Below are 16,323 nucleotides of genomic sequence, written 5' to 3'. Positions count from 1 at the left end.
TTAGATTTACTGATGGGCAAATCAATGCATACAGTGAGCCGCACGGGGTTCCTGCTACCGTAGCACTCAAATCTGTAGGGAAGTCGAACCAATCTCCGTCATTTAATTCATCTGCTTGTTGAGTTTGACTGAAGTCGGAGAGGAGAACAACTTGTCGCTGCGCGAATCACCTTCACATCTGCTCCTTTCGTCGCATCTGTTCAGTTGATTGATTTCATTCAAGAAATTTTGGACACAGTTATCCCTAATGCCTGCCGCAAAAATCAATTTGCGGTGAGAGACCCTGACCATGCCTGCCTATCGTCATGCTTGCAGTTAGCTTCCGCCTTGATGATGGACCAGTTGTGAAGTGATCCGTTCGGTCTGCTGTTCGTCATCGGTCATCAAGGAACCCGATGCAGCTTTGAGCTATCTGCTCTGGCGATACTGGCAGACGTTGCAAGTGTTGGGACACGTTCGTCTGATCTCTAGCCCGGTCTCTCGGCATAGTGCTGAGAGGTTTAGAAATGAAGGAACCCACGACGCTGGCAGGCTAATAATCGTGGGTTCCAAAGGTGATCGGTAATGAGTGCTGCCAGCTCTCTTTCATCTATTTATGGTCGGCCGATGAAGGCTCACCAAAAAATAGGTTAATGGTTACTAACATTGTGATGGATTGTGAGCGAGCACTGACCATAAATAAGGGTGCATCTTGAAAGGAAGCACTCATGGATCTCATCACAATTCTTCTTCCGCTGGGCGTTGGCGCTCTGGCAATCCACACATTCAACCTCCACCGCAGCCTGAAGCAATCCAAGCTACAGGCCCAGCTCGCACAGTCGAAGTACCAACTGCTCCTGGCTGTGCAGACGGAGCTTCCACTTGAATGATGTACACGGCATCAGCAGGCAGGAGTGGAAGTTCGTCGCCAATGCCTCCCGAGCCGACTTCGAGCTGCTCGTTGCTGCCGAGGAATGGATGGTGCTGGACAACCTGGCCGAGAAGGTCAGGTACTACGGCACTCAGTTCGAACCAGAGGAAGGCCACCAAGACTTCTTCGACCTCTACGACTACACGGTGGCGTACCTAGCCAAGCACAACGAATTACCACCCGCTCTGCGGAAATTATTATAATAATTTCCGTTTTACAAATGTTTGGCGAAATAGCTGGCGCCCTGTAGAATTCTCTTTCCCGCATTTTTCTAATGGAGAGATTTAATGGATCGAGGGATTACTGACGAGGCATTTGTGCGTAGAGCACTGGAGGTGGCAGAGAACGGAGATGGGCGCTGGGTAGCAAATCAGGCATCGTTTAATGTGCATGACGATGCATTGCTGGACCCTAAGACGCACGCCGCACTAATTACCGCAGTTTCGATTTATTCTGCCAAGAATAAAATTGATGATGAAGAAGTCGGCAACGCTATCGCTGCAACTACTGGTCGGAAGGCGCGAGCTCTGATCGACAAGCTTTGGCCGCAGGTCAGGTAAGTAAACCGCCAACACATGGAGCCGCAGCCTTTGGGCTGCGGCTTTTTTGTTTTCTGGCGCTAGTAGGAGGGAAACACGCCCTGTGAGGCATTGCGGATCAGCTTGTCTGCCTGCTTCATCATCCGGCTCGTCGTTGCGTTGAGGACGTTGCGGCCGTCCTTGTCATCCTTGTCCGCGTGTGGTGCGAGCTTCATCTTGACCGCCACTTCCCACAGTTTCATCTCCTTGACGTTTCGCAGGTAGTAGACCTCCAGCAGCCGTTCGATCTGGCGAACGTTCGGTGTCTTCGCTAATGGAAACTCGGCATGCTGCATCCTCGGCGGCCTGCCTTTCTTCGCCTGCTTCAGTGCTCTCAGTTTCCGCTCGACCTCAGTCAGCAATGTCTCTATCGGGTACTCGAGGCTGACGAGCAGCACAGCCTCCTTCAGGCCAACCGAATCCATCTCCCACAGGCTCCATTGGCGAGCGTCCTCCGGTGTCTCAATCACCTCGCAGAGGAACGGCTCAATGGTCTCGAAGTACTCCTCTGTTTCCTCCCACCACTTCTCGAAGCTGAGCTTCTGCGCGCTTCCAAGGAGCGCCCGTGTTCGCTTCTCCCAGTACTTGAGCGGGACGTACTGGAGCGCTTGGTGCCAGAGACGGTAGGGGGCTAGATTCATCCGAAAAGCTTAACACCAAAAGCGCCTTCGGAAATCTAGTCAATGTTAATGAATCGCCATCTCAACCAAACTTGAAACCAAGGCGGAGATCGCGCTGCCCCAGTTTCGAAAGGAACTTGTTCTTTAAAAAATTGTGTGGGGGAGAACCACTTCTAGAAGAACAAAAAAGGTTGGCGAGTAGTGCGCCCACAGTGTTATCGATTTGGATGGAACCCTCTCGAATGAGATGAGGTTCCCTTTTTGTATTGGTTCTTCAATTTTCAAAGGAGTTTTTATGAAGTTCAGAAAGAGATTTTTCAAAGTAAAGCCCGGCACTCAGCACGTCATTGAAGCTTTCCGGAAGCGGATGAAGGAACTGGGGTACGGAGTGAGCGTAGAGCAAGCCTGTCGCCTGATGGGGGTGCTGCCGATGGAGGACATGAACGTCTCGTACGCAGTCAAGTGGGCGGAGTGGAGCGTCATGTACCAAGAGGAAGGAGTTTGAGATGAGCGATGCGTTTTATCTCTACAAGTGCAGCTGCTGTGAGCGGCTGTTCATCAGTTCATTCAAGGAAGAGAAGGCGATGGAGATCACATCCACGCAAGCTCAGATGTGGATTGAAGCAAAGGAGAAGCTGGGATTCCCCCTGACTTCTATTCAGAAAGACATTCTCAAAGGAGTAAACGAATGAGAAAGAAAGAGAAATTCAACCCGTTGATGCTGAACCGTCCGCATGCAGACCTGGAAACGATGAAGTGGAAGGAGAAGTTCGGCCTCCTGGTCAACAGACTGGCGGGCGACTTCGACGACATTGCTACGTACCTGGGACACCACGCGGACCTTGGTGACTTCAATCGCCAGCCCTGGACTGCAGACTCATCCCGCATCGCATTCAACTGGGCGCTTTACATCGCTCAAGCGCTTGGCGAGGTGGGTGAACTCGACCGGTTGGATGAGTACAAGTGGCAGTTTGAGTTGATGGGCAAGGAGATGAAGAAGCTCGAAAAGGCCGAGAAGAAGGCAGGTGCAGCATGAGGGAAGGCCGAATGCAAACCTCATGGGGTAACGAAGCGCCTCCGTTCCGTCGTCTGATCGATCAGCGTGATGAGCTGATGTCGGATGAGCTTCGGCAGCAGTTGATCGACGACTTGTGGAAGCGAGCGGAGATCGACTCACACGCTCTCAACGAAGCGTCCTGGGCGTTGGTTGAGCAGTGGGATACCGCGCTCCATGAACTCAATGGGTTCGCGGTTATTGGTTCTCCCGCATTCCAGTGGCAGCTCAATCGTCTCAAGGAGATCGATCAAACGATTGAGAGCATGGAGGTTCCGACCCCGTTGTCCAAGAAGGAGCGGAAGAAGGCGTTCAAGAAGATCGCGAAGCGGATGAAAGGAGCTGCAGCATGATCGATGTGTTCACTGACGAGTGGGTGTTGATCGATGGTGTGCTCTACAAGAATCCACATCCGAAGAAGGGCGAGCCACCGCCTGCCCCACTCGACTTCGACCACGACTGCCCACATTGGCGCTCATTGGATGATAGTGAACGAGAAGAAGAGCTGCACCACATTGAAGGAGAGCGCGGACTCAACATCTGAAACTGGAAGTGTTTCTCGCTGGGGAACTGAGTAATTTCTTCGGTTTTCTGGCGACCTTCTCTAAATAAATGGGTCGGTGAGAACAGCACATGTGGTGCTCGACTCCCGACCCATTCATTTTTCTTGAGGAGCAAACAAAAATGAGCAACAACGCAGCAAGCAAGCACCCAGTCATCACGATCCGCGTGACAGAAATCTTCGGCCACATCGTCAAATACAAGCTCTGGCATGTCGGTGAGAAGGGCAAGGAGTTCTCGTTCGCTGGAATGATCCAGTCGGACAGAGACACGATTGCAACGATGGAGCCAGGTCGTGGCTATCAGGTTGTGCAGTCGGTGGACTCATTCAACTGCACGCACTGGACGGCGGCACACCCATACGCGGGCGGCAAGACAATCAAGGCAGACGCAATCATCGAACGTGTTGCGGCGAAGAAGGCAGAGCGCAAGTACAACGAAGCGTGGCTGGACACGGTTGAGTTCTGAGCCATAAGTACAAGATCAAGGAGAACAACATGAACGAACGATTGAAAAGCGACTTCGAGGACTGGAAGAGGCAGCCGGAAAACCAAGCGGGCGAAGTAACGTCAAGCCAGTTACGGCAGGCGACACAGAAGCTGAAGCAGTACGACTCAGATGGTGTGCCGGTGATGACCGCAGCGCTCGCAACGTTCCTGTTGCAGTACGAACAATAAAAAGGGGCCGCAAGGCCCCTTCGCTTTTGGTGGATGTGCTTCAGTACAGGACGTGCTGGCTTGTCAGTATTCGTCTGGCAGCAGCACCGTCGTCACTGATCGATCCCACTCAGTGATGATCCAGACCTTGACGTTCGTCCGTGGCAGGACATACGCGCTCAGCACACGCATCCCACCTTTGACAGCAGCATCATTCGCCTCGCTGTCTTCCTGATCGACAACGCCCCAATCGCCTTTCGCATGTCTCGTGATGTACGTGACAGGGTTCTCTCCGCTGTCATCGAACGCCCCGATAGCGCCTTTCGTGGCAACCACTTTTCCTAGATCAAGCATGTGCTCTCCTTGTTGATGAAGGGAGCACCGTCCTAGCTGAACCCTATTTCAACAACTGGGATCACCGCCGCGGTTTCGCTGGGGAGGGCAAGTCATTCCCGTTGTCCTTTTCATAAATACAGGGGAGGGTAGACCTACTCTCCACAGCAATGAAAGGCAACCAATGATTCGCAAACCGAAGAACTCATCGAACTTCCACTACAGGTTCAACTACAAGGGCAAGACCTACTCGGGATCTACAGGCACATCGAGCCGCCACCTCGCTACTCAGTACGAAAGCAAGGTTCGTGACGATGTGTTCAAGAAGGTTGCGCTCGGTGAAGTGGAAGAGCCTGATCGCATTACCCTGAGCAAGGCAATTGCTCTGTATCTCCACGACAACCGCCACACAACGATCCCGACGACGTACACCACATGCAGCACGAAGCTGTTCGGTCGCAAGCGATGCAACCGCACACACAAGATGGTTCGCATCTATGGCCTGAGAGACGAATCAATCGAGACGTACAAGGACAAAGACATCCAGAAGCTGATCAACGAACGTCGCAATGAGGGGAACAAGAACACGACGATCCTCTACGAACTGGTGTTCCTCAGTGTTGTGTTCAAGCACGTCAAGCGTCTCGGCTACCAAGTGCCAGACATCGACTTCGACGAACTCAAGAAGGCGAACAAGCTCAATGCGAACAGGGGGCGCCTGCGCTTTCTCTCAATGGCAGAAGAGAAGATGTTGCTGATTGAACTGTCGCGCACGCTCGAAGCCGACAACGATTTCACTAAGCTCTGTCGCGTCAACGCACTTCACTTCGCTGTGATGTTGCTCGACATCGGCTGCCGGATGGGTGAACTTCAGAAGCTCAAGTGGTCAGACATCGACATGGAAAAGCGACAGATTCAGCTGTATCGCTCGAAGGTCGACAACGAATCTGCTCTGGCGATGACGCACCGGGTGTATGAAGTGCTGGCAGATCGTCTTGCATCGAAGGCTGCAGATCAGACATTGGTGTTCGAAGGAATGACGAGCCGGACGAAGAACAAGCAGGCCAGCTTGCTGAAGTGCCGTGCCGCATTCAACAGCGCGTGCGAGAGAGCTGGCATCAAGGGTTGCTCTTTCCACACTCTCAGGCATACGCACGCATCACGTCTCGTTCAGGCAGGTGTCTCGCTGTACGTCGTTCAGCACCAGCTCGGCCATTCATCCCCAACGACTACGACCCGGTACGCACACCTCGCGCCACAACAGGCGACGCTGCAAGCGGCGAACGTCCTCAATCAGATTCAGGAAGCAGCATGACCAAGATCAAATCCGCGATGAACACGTTCTTCATGGGCGTCATGTACTTCCTTCTCATCTGCCTGTTCATCGACATGGCATGGATGTCGGTGAAGTGGGCTGTCAGCATCTGGGGTTCGCTGATCAATCTCGTCGTCAGTCTGTTCGCGTAGACCGCGTCCCTCGCTTTCCATAAATACCCCCTCGATGGCTACGGCCTCAGGGGGTATTTCTTTTGGCGAATAAGAAGCAAAGCTCGATCACATACGAGCAAGTTGACGGCACGACAGTAGGTTTCAGGGAGTTCTATGCGGTGTATGCCGTCATGGAAGGGTTCAGTTCCGTCCCGTCCTTTCACTGGGACATGGTTGACTTCCTGGAGAACGACGACCAGTGGCTGAACAACGTAGGGGTGATGCAGTGCTTTCGTGGGGCGAGCAAGTCATCCCTGACCGCAGCATGGATCGCGTGGCGTCTAGCGAAAGATCCAACGCTGCTGTTCCTGATCCAGTCTGCGGACGACGGCTTGGCGATGAAGATGTCTTCCGACATCTCCAAGATCATTTCGAACCACCCTCACTGCCAGCACCTTCTCAGCTCAAAGAACAAGTGGACGGAACGTGGCTTCCGGGTACGCGGAGCTACATCAGGCCGAAACCTCAGCGTCACAGCACGCGGCATCTTCTCCAACGTCACGGGCTTCCGTGCACACATCCTCGTCTATGACGACTGCGAGGTTCTGAACACGGCCAGGTCTGAGCCGCTGCGTGAAGACCTCCGCACGCGCATCTCTGAATCTGCGCGCCTGTTGCACCCGAACGGCAAGCGCTTGTTCATCGGTACGCCTCACGCCGTCGATTCGATCTACCCGGAGATGATTGACCGGGGAGCTTCTTCGTTCCGCGTGCCGTTCCTTGAGAACCTGACGGGCGAATGGCCGACGTGCACGGGTGTATCGAACTGGCCCGAGCGCTGGCCGCTGGAGCTGATTGAGCAGGTTCAACGAGCATGCCGGGGAAGGGCTGAGTTCTATTCCCAGTATCAGTTGATCCCGACGTTGGCGGAAGACAGCTACCTCGACCCTGCATTCATCCGCACATACAAGAGCGAACCCGAGTTCATTGAGGCGAATGGAAGCAAGCTCTATCGGATTGACGGCAAGAAGATCACTGCGCACTGTGCGTTCTGGGACCCTGCTAAGGGAAAAGTTGGCAGAGATAGTTCTGTGCTGGCGATTGTCTTCTGTACTCAAGAGGGCGACATCTACATCCACCGCACTGCTTCATTACAGGGGGAAGTGGATCGTCAGTGCGAGCAGATTCGAAAGCTGTTGATCGACTTCTGTGTCCCTACCTGCTACATCGAAACGAACGGTGCGTACTTCCTACCTGACTTGTTGCTCAAGCACACGGCAGGGCTAGGGATCGCCATCGACGGCAGGCATACGTCCACCAAGAAGTCCGAATCGATACAGACGGCCTACGAGACGCCGCTCAGTGCGGGCATCTTGTACGTGCATGAGAGCGTGATGGACACGCAGTTCCTCTCACAGCTACGTGACTTCAACCCTCGATTCATGAAAGGCAATGACGACTTCATTGACGCCCCAGCAAAGGCGATCCACTTGCTGCCTGTCAGGATCAGTCGCATCGCTCCAGACCCAGCGGGATTCGAACCCTACCGCCTGTACGGAACTGAGATTGAGATTGAGCGTGAGTACGCATGAGCGGCTACCCATAAATAAGTAAAACAACAAGGGGGGACGATGACAGTCTCAGTACAAGACCCAATCAAGAAATACATGGGCAATGGCTCGGCGGTGAGCTTCGCATACCCGTATCGCCTGCTCGATGCGGAAGACATGAAGGTGTACCTGAACGGGGTACTACAGGCATCCGGCTACACGATCACAGGTATCGACAACGCATCAGGTGGTGCAGTCATCTTCTCCACGCCTCCGGCGAATGGTGTGCTCGTGATCTTGCAGCGTCTCGTTTCGCTCGACCGCGACACCGACTACCAAGAAGCAGCAGCGATCCCTACCGATACGCTCGACCGTGACTTCGACCGCCTTTGGTTCGCGGTGCAGGACGGTCGTGCTGCTGCTCTGGAAATCGTTGGGGGTGACATCCTCGATGCGAAGAACCAGCGGATCATCAACCTTGCGAACCCGATTAATGCACAGGATGCAGTGACCAAGGTATGGACTGAGACGGCGATGACCTCTCAGTTGACGCAGGCTACGACGCAGGCTGGGATTTCTACAACCAAGGCGGCGGAGTCGGCAGCAAGTGCCGCAGCGGCGTTGGCGTCACAGAACGCGGCAGCAGCTTCCGCCTCAACCTCCAGCACGCAAGCCGGCATTTCGACAGCCAAGGCCGTAGAGGCAGCAGCAAGTGCGGCAGCAGCATTGGCATCACAGAACGCGGCAGCCACGTCAGAAGCAAACGCACTAGCGTACAAGAACACCGCAACTACACAAGCCGGCATTGCTACAACGAAGGCAGCAGATGCAGCCAGCTCTGCAGCGGCAGCGGCGGCGGATGCAGCGAATACAGCAGCGACATGGGAAGACGTTGTTGAAGCTTTGGCAAACGGCTCTGTTGCTGCGGTCAACGGTCGTGGTGGTCTCGTCATTCTGACCAAGGCTGATGTGGGGCTGACGAATGCGGACAACACGTCCGACATCAACAAGCCGATCAGCACTGCACAGCAAGCAGCGATCACTCAGGCGGCACCACCAGGTGCTGTCATGCACTTCGCAGGAACAGTGGTTCCTGCTGGCTGGTTGAAGCGAAACGGTGCGGCGATCTCTCGTACGGCCTATGCAGCGTTGTTCGCTGCAATCGGTACGACATTCGGCTCTGGGGATGGATCGACCACGTTCAATCTACCAGACGACCGTGGCAACTTTGACCGTGGCTGGGATGATGGGCGAGGCATTGACGCTGGCCGTGCGTTCGGTTCCGAGCAGGCATCAGACAACCTCGTGCACACGCACACAGCCAGCGATCCGGGGCACACGCATTCGACATCTGATCCCGGCCACGCACACGGAGTCTATGACCCGGGCCACGCACACAGCGCTTGGACAGACGCGCAGGGTCATCACGATCACTACTACACGACAGCACAGGTGTCAGGTGTTGGCACTGGAAGTGCAGGTCTCTTTGGGCGTTTGGTAGATGGCGACGTAGGGCGGAACACCAACGGCGCCGGTAGCCATGGTCACAACGTCGGCATAGGTGGCGCTGGAACCAACATCGGCATCTACGGCGCAGGAACAGGTCTGTCGATCGTTGCTCGTGTCACAGGCATCACAAATCAGAACTCAGGTGGGTCTGAAGCACGTCCTCGCAATCGTGCCTACATGCCCATCATCAAATACTAAGGCCAAGAATGACAAAGATCGTTCACTCCTTCCATCCAGACACACGCCTCTACACGGGGCCCATCACGCTAGACGATAGCGACCTCTCTCCACTTGAGCCGGGTGTGTACCTCATCCCCGGAGATTGTGTCGAAGCAGAACCGCCGTCATTCAATACCGGCCAGCGCATTCGTTGGTCAAAGGGGGCATGGGTCGTTGAGGACATTCCTGTACTTCCAGCTCCGATTGGCGTCAGCTCGATAGAGCCAGCTCCTATCAAGATCGATCCTGCCTCTTTCCTCAACCTTCCCACTCCAGCAGCCGAGACAACTGAGGACGAGAAGAAGCGACTAGTCTCCGCTGTGCAGAAGTACATGGACACAATGGCGCAGGGCTTTGGCTACGACAACATCAACAGTGCTGTTACGTACGCAGAAGAGCCAGCGGTCCAGAAGTTCCAAGAGGAGGGCCGCGCCTTTCGCGAGTGGCGTTCTGTCGTTTGGGCGCGCTGCTATGAATTGTTTGATGACGTTCAGTACGGACGTCGCTCGACTCCAACCGAGCAAGAACTGATCGCATTGCTTCCGCTCTTCGATCCCAACAAAGAACAAAAACAAGGGTAAGCGATGACGATCAGCGTTCAGAATCCAATCAACGAGTACTTGGGCAACGGCTCAGCTAAGACGTTCAACTACTCGTTCTACATCACAACGTCGGCGGACCTGAAGGTATACCTCAATGGCGTGCTGCAAGGCTCAGGCTTTACGGTCACGGGTGCAGACAACCAAACTGGTGGAACGGTGTTGTTCACCGTTGCACCTTCCAGCGGAACCCGTGTTCGTCTTCAACGTCGCATCGAGCTTGAGCGGAGCACCGACTATCAAGAGGCGGCCGCGATTCCAACGGCAACGCTTGACCGTGACTTCGACCGTCTATGGATGGCTGCACAGGACACGCGCATCGGCACATTGACGCTCAACCTCAGCAACACATGGGACGCGGGTGGCTATCGCATCGTCAATGTCGGTGACCCGGTCAATGCACAAGATGCTGTCACAAAGCACTGGATCGAAACGGCGCTGACAAGCCCAGTGGTTCAGGCGGCAGCAAGTGCCGCTGCCGCTCACACCAGTGAAGTCAATGGTGCATCGAGCGCCGCTGCTGCACTAGCATCTGCATCCGAGGCTGCAAATCGAGCAAACATAGCTAGCATGAAGGCCGATAGTGCTTCACTGTCAGCAGCCAATTCGGCAAGCAGTGAGACGGCTGCGGCGAACAGTGCCGAAGCGTCTGCCCTCAGCGCCGCGTCGATTGTTGCAAGCGTGGGTGATGCACAAGGGTATGCAAATGCTGCTGCGGTGAGTGCTGCTGACGCAAGTGCTTCAAAGAACAACGCTGCCGCTTCAGCCGTCGATTCTGCCGGTTCTGCTTCCGCTGCGTTGATCTCCAAGAACAGTGCGGCGACATCGGCAACAAGTGCCGCGAATGCTGCGACATCTGCTTCCGCATCGGAGGCAAGCTCACAAGCGATCCTCGAAGAGATCGAAGGATTGATCGGTGAGGGGTTTGCAGTCACGTCTGTGAACGGCCAGAGCGGTGATGTTGTTGTTGGAAAGGGAGACGTTGGCCTTGGCAATGTGGATAACACATCTGATGCGAACAAGCCGATCAGCACAGCCACACAGACGGCACTGAACGCCAAGGTTGCCTCTTCTGCGGTCGGTGTATCTGTAGCAAGCCTTGTCGGTGGTGTCGTCCCAGCTTCCCAGCTTCCCAGCTATGTAGACGATGTGATTGAGGCTGCGAGCTTTGCAGCGCTACCAGCTACCGGCGAGTCGGGAAAGCTGTACGTCACGTTAGACGACAACAAGATCTGGCGGTGGAGTGGATCAATCTATGTGGACATGACTCCGGCTGCCGGTGGCACTGTGGCAAGCGTGAATGGAAAGACCGGCGTTGTCGTTCTCGTCAAGGGCGACCTGAGCCTTGGAAATGTGGATAACACATCTGACGCGAACAAGCCGATCAGCACAGCCACACAGACGGCACTGAACGCCAAGGAAGGAACTATCGCTGTCGGTACAACTGCTCAGTACTGGCGTGGTGACAAGAGCTGGCAGACGTTGAATGCCACTGCGGTTGGTCTTGGAAACGTTACGAATACATCGGACGCGAACAAGCCTGTGTCCACTGCTCAACAAACGGCATTGAACTTGAAGGCGAACCTGGCAGGCGGCACGCCATTCACTGGCGCCGTGACGATCTCGTCCGCCGGATCACTTGTCGTTTCATCGAAGGCGCTCACGCAGCCCGTGACTGTGACGTATGGCACCACAACAACGATCAACTCAGCTTTGTCGAACGTCTTCCGCGTTGCGCTGACAGGGAACATCACGACACTCACGATCAGCAATGCTACAGATGGGCAGACGATCAGCATTCGCTTTGCACAGGATGCGACCGGGGGGCGTACGGTTGCTATTCCTTCTTCCGTCAAAGCAGCGGGTGCAATTGAAACGGGAGCGAACCGCGTTTCCGTGCTGACGCTTACCTATGTCTCAGCGGCTTCACGCTGGGAGGGTGGATGGAACGTGGTGCCAGCATGACCTTCTGCACACTTCCCTACATGGCATTTGGGACTGCTGCTCCGGTTGTCGATCCGTATGCTAGCTATGTTCGTTCCTTGATGCACTTCGACGGCAGCGGCACAGCGCTTGTCGATGTCTATTCTGGGAACACATGGGTTTCAAGCGGCACGGCCACACAGTCCACGTCGTCTCCGATCTACGGTAGCGCAAGCCTTCTGGTCGACAGCTCGGCAGATAGCAGCGCCCGGACATCGAACGCACCAGCGAACTTCAACTTTGGCACAGAGGACTTCACAGTAGAGATTGCGTTGAAGCTCGATGTCAGCCAACCCAGTTCGTTCCCCGTACTAATCGAGGCGTACAACGGATCTGCCGGGGGGGCCTATGACGATGGCAAAGTCGTCTGGCAGTTGTACTTCAATAACAACGCGGCAGGAAGCTACGACTTCTACTGGTGGACGCCTATTGGCGTTACGGTCAACAGTTCTTTTGTCACCTCTCCGCTTTGGGATGGCAACGTGCACTACGTTGCGTACAGCAGGGCAAGCGGTACAGGCTACCTGTACATCGATGGAGAGCAAGTAGGGTCAGGTTCAGACACGATCAACTACACAGGCGGCACTCGGCTGACGGTCGGGAGAAGCGATGGCGACAGCAATCAAGTGGTTGGTCTGATTGATGAGCTTCGCATCACCAAGGGGATCGGTCGGTACAGCGATTCGTCTTATACGGTGCAGACCACTGCGTTCCCTGACGCCGGAGTGGTCTATGTGCCGCCAGGGCCGATCACGACCGGTTGGGTCTCTCCTGGCACGGTTGCCGATTCAGGATCGACATGGACAAACCCCAACAACATCAAGGTGACAGACGGGAGCGAAACCGTTGGTGCAGTGACAGGCTGGTTGCTCGCTGGCTCGACGCTACGCCTCTCGAACTTCAACTTCGCATTGCCATCAAGCGCGGTTGTGTCGAAGGTCGAATACGAGTTCGTTGGATGGATCACTGCGAGTGCTGGCATCACTGCTGACTACGGCACCGACCTTTTCTTGCAGAAGGACGTAACGGCAGCAGGGGGCAACAACATGCCTGCTGTTCGGAACTTTGCGAATGCGACCAGTGCGACGTACGTACTGGAGGTTCCGCAGACGGCGACATTCAATGACGGATCGACGGTCAGTTCGGTTACTGCGGCCCAGTTCAACGCATCGTCTTTCGGTGTGCAGGTCAGCACGGGTTCAACGACTAGCAACCCGTTCAGCGGCGGCACTGTCACGATTCGGATCGACTCGCTTCGTGTGCGATTGACATACACGGCTTGAGAACGGGAACCATAAATAAGGGGATAACAACTATGTACATTTCTATGGCCACTCCTAACCCACAAACGATCAGCCTCACCAAGGCGGCTGCATCGATCCTCGTTCCTGTCATCACCGCTCTCATCATCGGCGGCTTCACTTTGATCTGGAAGATGGACAAGCTGACTGAGAACTTGACGTACCGTTTTGGCACGGCAATGTCTCAGATCAGAGTGCATGACGCCAAGCTCGAAGAGCTTGATCGCCGCATTCGTCTAATCGAAATCGAGATCGCGATCAACGCAAGAGGTCGCCGATGATCGTTATTCCCAACTTCTGGAAATCATGGAGCTGGCTCGCCGCAACTGTTGGCGTGTTGCTTCCTGAGATTCTTGAGATCGTTGCTGAGCACTCAGCACTGATTCCGTTCATCGAGCCGGAGTACAAGGATGCGATTCGCCTCTTGTGCTTGGTGCTCGTTGTCATCTTGCGCCCGATCCCTCAAAGGAGTCTTCGCAATGAAGGCTGAGCTGACGAAACAACTTCGACGCGATGAGGGCGAGGTGCTGTCCGCGTATCAGGACAGCCTCGGCTACTGGACGATTGGTGTTGGCCGTCTGATCGACAAGCGCAAAGGGGGAGGGCTGACCGTTGAGGAAAGCGCCTACTTGCTCAACAACGACATCGACAAACGAGTGGCCGAACTACGCAGTCGTCTGCCATGGACGCAGAAGCTAGACGATGTTCGCTTCGGTACCTTGGTCAACATGTCGTTCCAGCTTGGCGTCGATGGCTTGCTCGGTTTCAAGAACACACTCGCGCTGATCGAAGAGGGCAAGTACACATTCGCAGCCGACAACATGCTCAAGTCGAAGTGGGCAGAGCAAACGCCAGCACGCGCAAAGCGCCTGGCAGTTCAGATGCAAACTGGCGTCTGGCAATAACTTGATACGATGCCGTGCATGGCATCAAACCTCGACCGATTCAAGGCAGACCTCGATAAGCTAGCAAAAGAGGGCGACCGGTTGCTCATGATGATGGACTATGAATGCCGGCCTGATCGTATCAATGCCGCGTGGATTAAGGAGCACGGCCAGGAGGAGGGCGAAAGAATGATCGCGCGGGTCAAAGCCTTACCCAGTTTCAGGGCTGGATACCAGTCTTGGTACTCGGAGGCATTGGCCGTTGTCCGGCAGCTACTTCCGGATCGAACTGCAGACTTTGTTCGACATTACGAAAAGCCAAAAACTCGCAAAAGCCTCACGAATGAGAACTATCGGATCGAGGATTACCTACAGGGTTTGACGGTAAGTTCCCCCCTTGGTGAGGTTATCGTGAAAGTGTCCGCTGCGATGCCGCATTTTGAGCAGCAGGTAGCGATTCTGAAGTCCGCGTCCGCTCGGTTTGAAAGCTCGCTCTTTGACATCAAGCACATAGTTCAGGCTGATCTGCTTGACTCTGAGATTGAGACTGCTGAAGAGCTTGCGAAGTACAAATTTGTCAGAGCCGCAGGCGCGGTGGCAGGCGTCGTACTTGAACGCCACCTTGGGCTGGTTTGCGCGGATCGCAAGTGTTCGCCTCCCAAGAAGAATCCTACGATCTCAGATTTCAACGACGCGCTTAGAAACGCTGGCGCTATCGATGTGCCGCAGTGGCGGTTTATCCAACACTTGGCTGACACCCGTAATCTTTGCGATCACAGCAAGGTGCCCGAACCCACCAAGGAGCAGGTGGATGACTTAATCGCAGGGGTAAAGAAGATCGCGAAGACTGTCTTCTGAGCGGACCTGATCAGCTCTTTCTCGCTTTCCGCAACAGCGTGCGAGTGAGACGTTCTGATGCTTCCACATACGCAACCGCAGCTTCGACAGTGGGGATGGTTCTTGTGTGAACAACCTGATTGCGAAGTTCGAACATTTCTTTGAGCACTGTGATTTGCTCGTCATTTAAGACGCGCTCCTTTTCAAGCGCAACGATCCACGTGCCAGGTGAGCTTGTATGTCTTGGAGCAACGTAGACACCCCTTTCGCTGATCAATGAAAGCATTGCCCTCTGGATGTTCTCCCACGCGATCTGGATGGCGGCACCGGGATTCGCATAGAGCAGCAGTTTGTTGACTGGCTGGATAAGAGGCGAGGTGCTGACGGTGGCTTCTGAGAAATCAATGGGGGCGTGCTCTACGCCGGGTTCTGGCGGAGGCTCCTGTACTGGGGGGGGCTCTGGTTGGGGCAGCGCTGGATCAGTAACAGCCTCGACCTTATGTAGCGTCTCCTTGGCGGCAACCTCGAATTCACCTTCCAAGATTCCAAGCTTGAGCTTCTTCAGTGTTGGCATCAGTGCGAGCAGTTCCTTTCGGAAGAGCAGCACTGTTGTCAGAGCGACAGCAGGCCATGCCAGTGAGCCAACAAATTTTTCTATGAACTCGAGCCAGATCTTTAGAAGTTCGTGTTGTGGCATGGGCTATCGTTCAGAAGTCTTTGATGCAGGTGCTGCGGACTGTGTACGCAATCGAAGCGCCGCGCTTGAATCGTAGTGCGCCTTGTCCGTCCCGGCTTTCTGGCGAGGTACTCAGGCTGATCCTGTCGCCTTGGCTGTACCACTTCAAGAAAACTTCCGGAATGTATTGGCCTGGGGCTTGATAGACGGGCAACCGACGCACGACCACAGTTGGCTGACCATACTTGTCCAACATGTCGCTGAGTACGTTCGTGTAGTCCACGTCAGGGTCAATCGAGCGGTAGTAGTTGACCACGATCCCATTGCAGACAGTGAGCGAGCTATCAATCTGTTGCTGGTCCAGCTTTCCCATGATGTAGTTCAAGCCGTCGCCGGACTTGAGTTGCCACCCTTGCCGTGTCGCGTGAGTACTCAGTTCTTGAACTGACATGCCGGAGCGGATTCCATCGACATTGAAAGCATGAGCACTGGTCGCGAAGAGAACCGCGAGAGTGCAGGCCAGAAGTTTCATGAGGTGTCTGTCGGTTGACCCAAAGAAAAGGGGGATCGAAATCCCCCTGTCAAATCAGTGATCCCAATTTCAGCGCCTGCTCATCACGCATGA

25 protein-coding genes are annotated in these 16,323 nt (G+C 54.7%); 21 read left to right on the top strand and 4 right to left on the bottom strand.

Annotated features, from left to right (window positions below; all coding sequences use genetic code 11):
• Window positions 1–707: 707 nt before the first annotated feature.
• The 3 genes from WIX39_RS22690 to WIX39_RS22680 all read left to right on the top strand — a co-directional run bounded on the left by WIX39_RS22690 (window position 708) and on the right by WIX39_RS22680 (window position 1,470).
• Window positions 708–869 carry a hypothetical protein gene (locus tag WIX39_RS22690; protein ID WP_409195887.1) on the top strand — a complete coding sequence of 54 codons (162 nt, stop codon included), beginning with the start codon at window positions 708–710 and terminating at the stop codon, window positions 867–869.
• Window positions 862–1,113, top strand: coding sequence for a hypothetical protein (locus tag WIX39_RS22685; RefSeq protein ID WP_409195886.1), 252 nt, complete (start codon window positions 862–864; stop codon window positions 1,111–1,113). The genes WIX39_RS22690 and WIX39_RS22685 overlap by 8 nt, the downstream gene beginning before the upstream one ends.
• An 84-nt stretch (window positions 1,114–1,197) precedes the next feature.
• Window positions 1,198–1,470 (top strand): hypothetical protein, encoded by a 273-nt coding sequence (locus WIX39_RS22680; RefSeq protein WP_409195885.1) that lies wholly within the window; start codon window positions 1,198–1,200, stop codon window positions 1,468–1,470.
• A 59-nt stretch (window positions 1,471–1,529) separates the two neighbouring features.
• Here WIX39_RS22680 and WIX39_RS22675 read toward each other — a convergent pair whose 3' ends face one another.
• Complete coding sequence (locus tag WIX39_RS22675; protein WP_409195884.1) at window positions 1,530–2,129, bottom strand: hypothetical protein; 600 nt, start codon at window positions 2,127–2,129, stop codon at window positions 1,530–1,532.
• Between the two features lie 274 nt (window positions 2,130–2,403).
• Between WIX39_RS22675 and WIX39_RS22670 the strand changes: the two genes are divergently transcribed.
• The 7 genes from WIX39_RS22670 to WIX39_RS22640 all read left to right on the top strand — a co-directional run bounded on the left by WIX39_RS22670 (window position 2,404) and on the right by WIX39_RS22640 (window position 4,400).
• Window positions 2,404–2,613 carry a hypothetical protein gene (locus WIX39_RS22670; protein WP_409195883.1) on the top strand — a complete coding sequence of 70 codons (210 nt, stop codon included), beginning with the start codon at window positions 2,404–2,406 and terminating at the stop codon, window positions 2,611–2,613.
• Window position 2,614: 1 nt separating this feature from the next.
• Complete coding sequence (locus WIX39_RS22665) at window positions 2,615–2,800, top strand: hypothetical protein (RefSeq protein WP_409195882.1); 186 nt, start codon at window positions 2,615–2,617, stop codon at window positions 2,798–2,800.
• Window positions 2,797–3,144 carry a hypothetical protein gene (locus WIX39_RS22660; protein ID WP_409195881.1) on the top strand — a complete coding sequence of 116 codons (348 nt, stop codon included), beginning with the start codon at window positions 2,797–2,799 and terminating at the stop codon, window positions 3,142–3,144. Before WIX39_RS22665 ends, WIX39_RS22660 begins: the two co-directional genes overlap by 4 nt.
• Window positions 3,145–3,155: 11 nt before the next feature.
• A complete protein-coding gene (locus WIX39_RS22655; RefSeq protein WP_409195880.1) occupies window positions 3,156–3,515 on the top strand; it encodes a hypothetical protein in 360 nt (119 codons plus the stop codon).
• A complete protein-coding gene (locus tag WIX39_RS22650; RefSeq protein ID WP_409195879.1) occupies window positions 3,512–3,706 on the top strand; it encodes a hypothetical protein in 195 nt (64 codons plus the stop codon). The genes WIX39_RS22655 and WIX39_RS22650 overlap by 4 nt, the downstream gene beginning before the upstream one ends.
• Window positions 3,707–3,846: 140 nt before the next feature.
• On the top strand, window positions 3,847–4,191 hold the full coding sequence (locus WIX39_RS22645) for a hypothetical protein (RefSeq protein ID WP_409195878.1): 345 nt from the start codon (window positions 3,847–3,849) through the stop codon (window positions 4,189–4,191).
• A 29-nt stretch (window positions 4,192–4,220) separates the two neighbouring features.
• Window positions 4,221–4,400 carry a hypothetical protein gene (locus tag WIX39_RS22640; RefSeq protein ID WP_409195877.1) on the top strand — a complete coding sequence of 60 codons (180 nt, stop codon included), beginning with the start codon at window positions 4,221–4,223 and terminating at the stop codon, window positions 4,398–4,400.
• Window positions 4,401–4,463: 63 nt separating this feature from the next.
• Here WIX39_RS22640 and WIX39_RS22635 read toward each other — a convergent pair whose 3' ends face one another.
• Entirely contained in the window at window positions 4,464–4,733 is a 270-nt protein-coding gene (locus WIX39_RS22635; RefSeq protein WP_409195876.1) for a hypothetical protein, read from the bottom strand.
• 163 nt (window positions 4,734–4,896) lie between these two features.
• Here WIX39_RS22635 and WIX39_RS22630 point away from each other — a divergent pair, with 163 nt between their 5' ends.
• The 11 genes from WIX39_RS22630 to WIX39_RS22580 all read left to right on the top strand — a co-directional run bounded on the left by WIX39_RS22630 (window position 4,897) and on the right by WIX39_RS22580 (window position 15,043).
• Window positions 4,897–6,027, top strand: coding sequence for a tyrosine-type recombinase/integrase (locus tag WIX39_RS22630; RefSeq protein ID WP_409195875.1), 1,131 nt, complete (start codon window positions 4,897–4,899; stop codon window positions 6,025–6,027).
• Window positions 6,024–6,179, top strand: coding sequence for a hypothetical protein (locus WIX39_RS22625; protein ID WP_409195874.1), 156 nt, complete (start codon window positions 6,024–6,026; stop codon window positions 6,177–6,179). Before WIX39_RS22630 ends, WIX39_RS22625 begins: the two co-directional genes overlap by 4 nt.
• A 62-nt stretch (window positions 6,180–6,241) precedes the next feature.
• Complete coding sequence (gene terL / locus WIX39_RS22620; protein WP_409195873.1) at window positions 6,242–7,732, top strand: phage terminase large subunit; 1,491 nt, start codon at window positions 6,242–6,244, stop codon at window positions 7,730–7,732.
• Between the two features lie 39 nt (window positions 7,733–7,771).
• The gene (locus WIX39_RS22615) at window positions 7,772–9,397 is read left to right on the top strand and encodes a phage tail fiber protein (RefSeq protein WP_409195872.1); all 1,626 of its coding nucleotides are present in this window, start codon (window positions 7,772–7,774) and stop codon (window positions 9,395–9,397) included.
• A gap of 8 nt (window positions 9,398–9,405) precedes the next feature.
• A complete protein-coding gene (locus WIX39_RS22610; protein ID WP_409195871.1) occupies window positions 9,406–9,999 on the top strand; it encodes a hypothetical protein in 594 nt (197 codons plus the stop codon).
• Between the two features lie 3 nt (window positions 10,000–10,002).
• A complete protein-coding gene (locus WIX39_RS22605; RefSeq protein WP_409195870.1) occupies window positions 10,003–11,982 on the top strand; it encodes a phage tail fiber protein in 1,980 nt (659 codons plus the stop codon).
• Window positions 11,979–13,283, top strand: a complete 1,305-nt coding sequence (locus WIX39_RS22600) for a LamG-like jellyroll fold domain-containing protein (protein WP_409195869.1) — start codon at window positions 11,979–11,981, stop codon at window positions 13,281–13,283. The genes WIX39_RS22605 and WIX39_RS22600 overlap by 4 nt, the downstream gene beginning before the upstream one ends.
• Before the next feature lie 44 nt (window positions 13,284–13,327).
• Window positions 13,328–13,582, top strand: a complete 255-nt coding sequence (locus WIX39_RS22595) for a hypothetical protein (RefSeq protein WP_409195868.1) — start codon at window positions 13,328–13,330, stop codon at window positions 13,580–13,582.
• A complete protein-coding gene (locus tag WIX39_RS22590) occupies window positions 13,579–13,791 on the top strand; it encodes a hypothetical protein (RefSeq protein WP_409195867.1) in 213 nt (70 codons plus the stop codon). The genes WIX39_RS22595 and WIX39_RS22590 overlap by 4 nt, the downstream gene beginning before the upstream one ends.
• Window positions 13,781–14,206, top strand: a complete 426-nt coding sequence (locus tag WIX39_RS22585; protein WP_409195866.1) for a glycoside hydrolase family protein — start codon at window positions 13,781–13,783, stop codon at window positions 14,204–14,206. The genes WIX39_RS22590 and WIX39_RS22585 overlap by 11 nt, the downstream gene beginning before the upstream one ends.
• An 18-nt stretch (window positions 14,207–14,224) precedes the next feature.
• A complete protein-coding gene (locus WIX39_RS22580) occupies window positions 14,225–15,043 on the top strand; it encodes a hypothetical protein (protein WP_409195865.1) in 819 nt (272 codons plus the stop codon).
• A gap of 10 nt (window positions 15,044–15,053) precedes the next feature.
• On the opposite strand, the gene WIX39_RS22575 is transcribed toward WIX39_RS22580, so the two are convergent.
• Both WIX39_RS22575 and WIX39_RS22570 read right to left on the bottom strand, forming a co-directional pair.
• Window positions 15,054–15,719, bottom strand: a complete 666-nt coding sequence (locus WIX39_RS22575) for a hypothetical protein (RefSeq protein WP_409195864.1) — start codon at window positions 15,717–15,719, stop codon at window positions 15,054–15,056.
• A gap of 10 nt (window positions 15,720–15,729) precedes the next feature.
• Window positions 15,730–16,230 carry a hypothetical protein gene (locus tag WIX39_RS22570; RefSeq protein WP_409195863.1) on the bottom strand — a complete coding sequence of 167 codons (501 nt, stop codon included), beginning with the start codon at window positions 16,228–16,230 and terminating at the stop codon, window positions 15,730–15,732.
• Window positions 16,231–16,323 lie beyond the last annotated feature (93 nt).

Origin of the sequence: Variovorax sp. AB1(2024) (assembly GCF_037482385.2) — a bacterium.
GTDB lineage: Bacteria > Pseudomonadota > Gammaproteobacteria > Burkholderiales > Burkholderiaceae_C > Variovorax.
This window is presented reverse-complemented; position numbering and strand designations above follow the sequence as displayed.

Coding starts and splice junctions, on each gene's coding strand:
- WIX39_RS22690 (WP_409195887.1), top strand. CDS start 708: ATGGATCTCATCACAATTCTTCTTCCGCTGGGCGTTGGCGCTCTGGCA.
- WIX39_RS22680 (WP_409195885.1), top strand. CDS start 1,198: ATGGATCGAGGGATTACTGACGAGGCATTTGTGCGTAGAGCACTGGAG.
- WIX39_RS22675 (WP_409195884.1), bottom strand. CDS start 2,129: ATGAATCTAGCCCCCTACCGTCTCTGGCACCAAGCGCTCCAGTACGTC.
- WIX39_RS22670 (WP_409195883.1), top strand. CDS start 2,404: ATGAAGTTCAGAAAGAGATTTTTCAAAGTAAAGCCCGGCACTCAGCAC.
- WIX39_RS22665 (WP_409195882.1), top strand. CDS start 2,615: ATGAGCGATGCGTTTTATCTCTACAAGTGCAGCTGCTGTGAGCGGCTG.
- WIX39_RS22660 (WP_409195881.1), top strand. CDS start 2,797: ATGAGAAAGAAAGAGAAATTCAACCCGTTGATGCTGAACCGTCCGCAT.
- WIX39_RS22655 (WP_409195880.1), top strand. CDS start 3,156: ATGCAAACCTCATGGGGTAACGAAGCGCCTCCGTTCCGTCGTCTGATC.
- WIX39_RS22650 (WP_409195879.1), top strand. CDS start 3,512: ATGATCGATGTGTTCACTGACGAGTGGGTGTTGATCGATGGTGTGCTC.
- WIX39_RS22645 (WP_409195878.1), top strand. CDS start 3,847: ATGAGCAACAACGCAGCAAGCAAGCACCCAGTCATCACGATCCGCGTG.
- WIX39_RS22640 (WP_409195877.1), top strand. CDS start 4,221: ATGAACGAACGATTGAAAAGCGACTTCGAGGACTGGAAGAGGCAGCCG.
- WIX39_RS22635 (WP_409195876.1), bottom strand. CDS start 4,733: ATGCTTGATCTAGGAAAAGTGGTTGCCACGAAAGGCGCTATCGGGGCG.
- WIX39_RS22630 (WP_409195875.1), top strand. CDS start 4,897: ATGATTCGCAAACCGAAGAACTCATCGAACTTCCACTACAGGTTCAAC.
- WIX39_RS22625 (WP_409195874.1), top strand. CDS start 6,024: ATGACCAAGATCAAATCCGCGATGAACACGTTCTTCATGGGCGTCATG.
- WIX39_RS22615 (WP_409195872.1), top strand. CDS start 7,772: ATGACAGTCTCAGTACAAGACCCAATCAAGAAATACATGGGCAATGGC.
- WIX39_RS22610 (WP_409195871.1), top strand. CDS start 9,406: ATGACAAAGATCGTTCACTCCTTCCATCCAGACACACGCCTCTACACG.
- WIX39_RS22605 (WP_409195870.1), top strand. CDS start 10,003: ATGACGATCAGCGTTCAGAATCCAATCAACGAGTACTTGGGCAACGGC.
- WIX39_RS22600 (WP_409195869.1), top strand. CDS start 11,979: ATGACCTTCTGCACACTTCCCTACATGGCATTTGGGACTGCTGCTCCG.
- WIX39_RS22595 (WP_409195868.1), top strand. CDS start 13,328: ATGGCCACTCCTAACCCACAAACGATCAGCCTCACCAAGGCGGCTGCA.
- WIX39_RS22590 (WP_409195867.1), top strand. CDS start 13,579: ATGATCGTTATTCCCAACTTCTGGAAATCATGGAGCTGGCTCGCCGCA.
- WIX39_RS22585 (WP_409195866.1), top strand. CDS start 13,781: ATGAAGGCTGAGCTGACGAAACAACTTCGACGCGATGAGGGCGAGGTG.
- WIX39_RS22580 (WP_409195865.1), top strand. CDS start 14,225: ATGGCATCAAACCTCGACCGATTCAAGGCAGACCTCGATAAGCTAGCA.
- WIX39_RS22575 (WP_409195864.1), bottom strand. CDS start 15,719: ATGCCACAACACGAACTTCTAAAGATCTGGCTCGAGTTCATAGAAAAA.
- WIX39_RS22570 (WP_409195863.1), bottom strand. CDS start 16,230: ATGAAACTTCTGGCCTGCACTCTCGCGGTTCTCTTCGCGACCAGTGCT.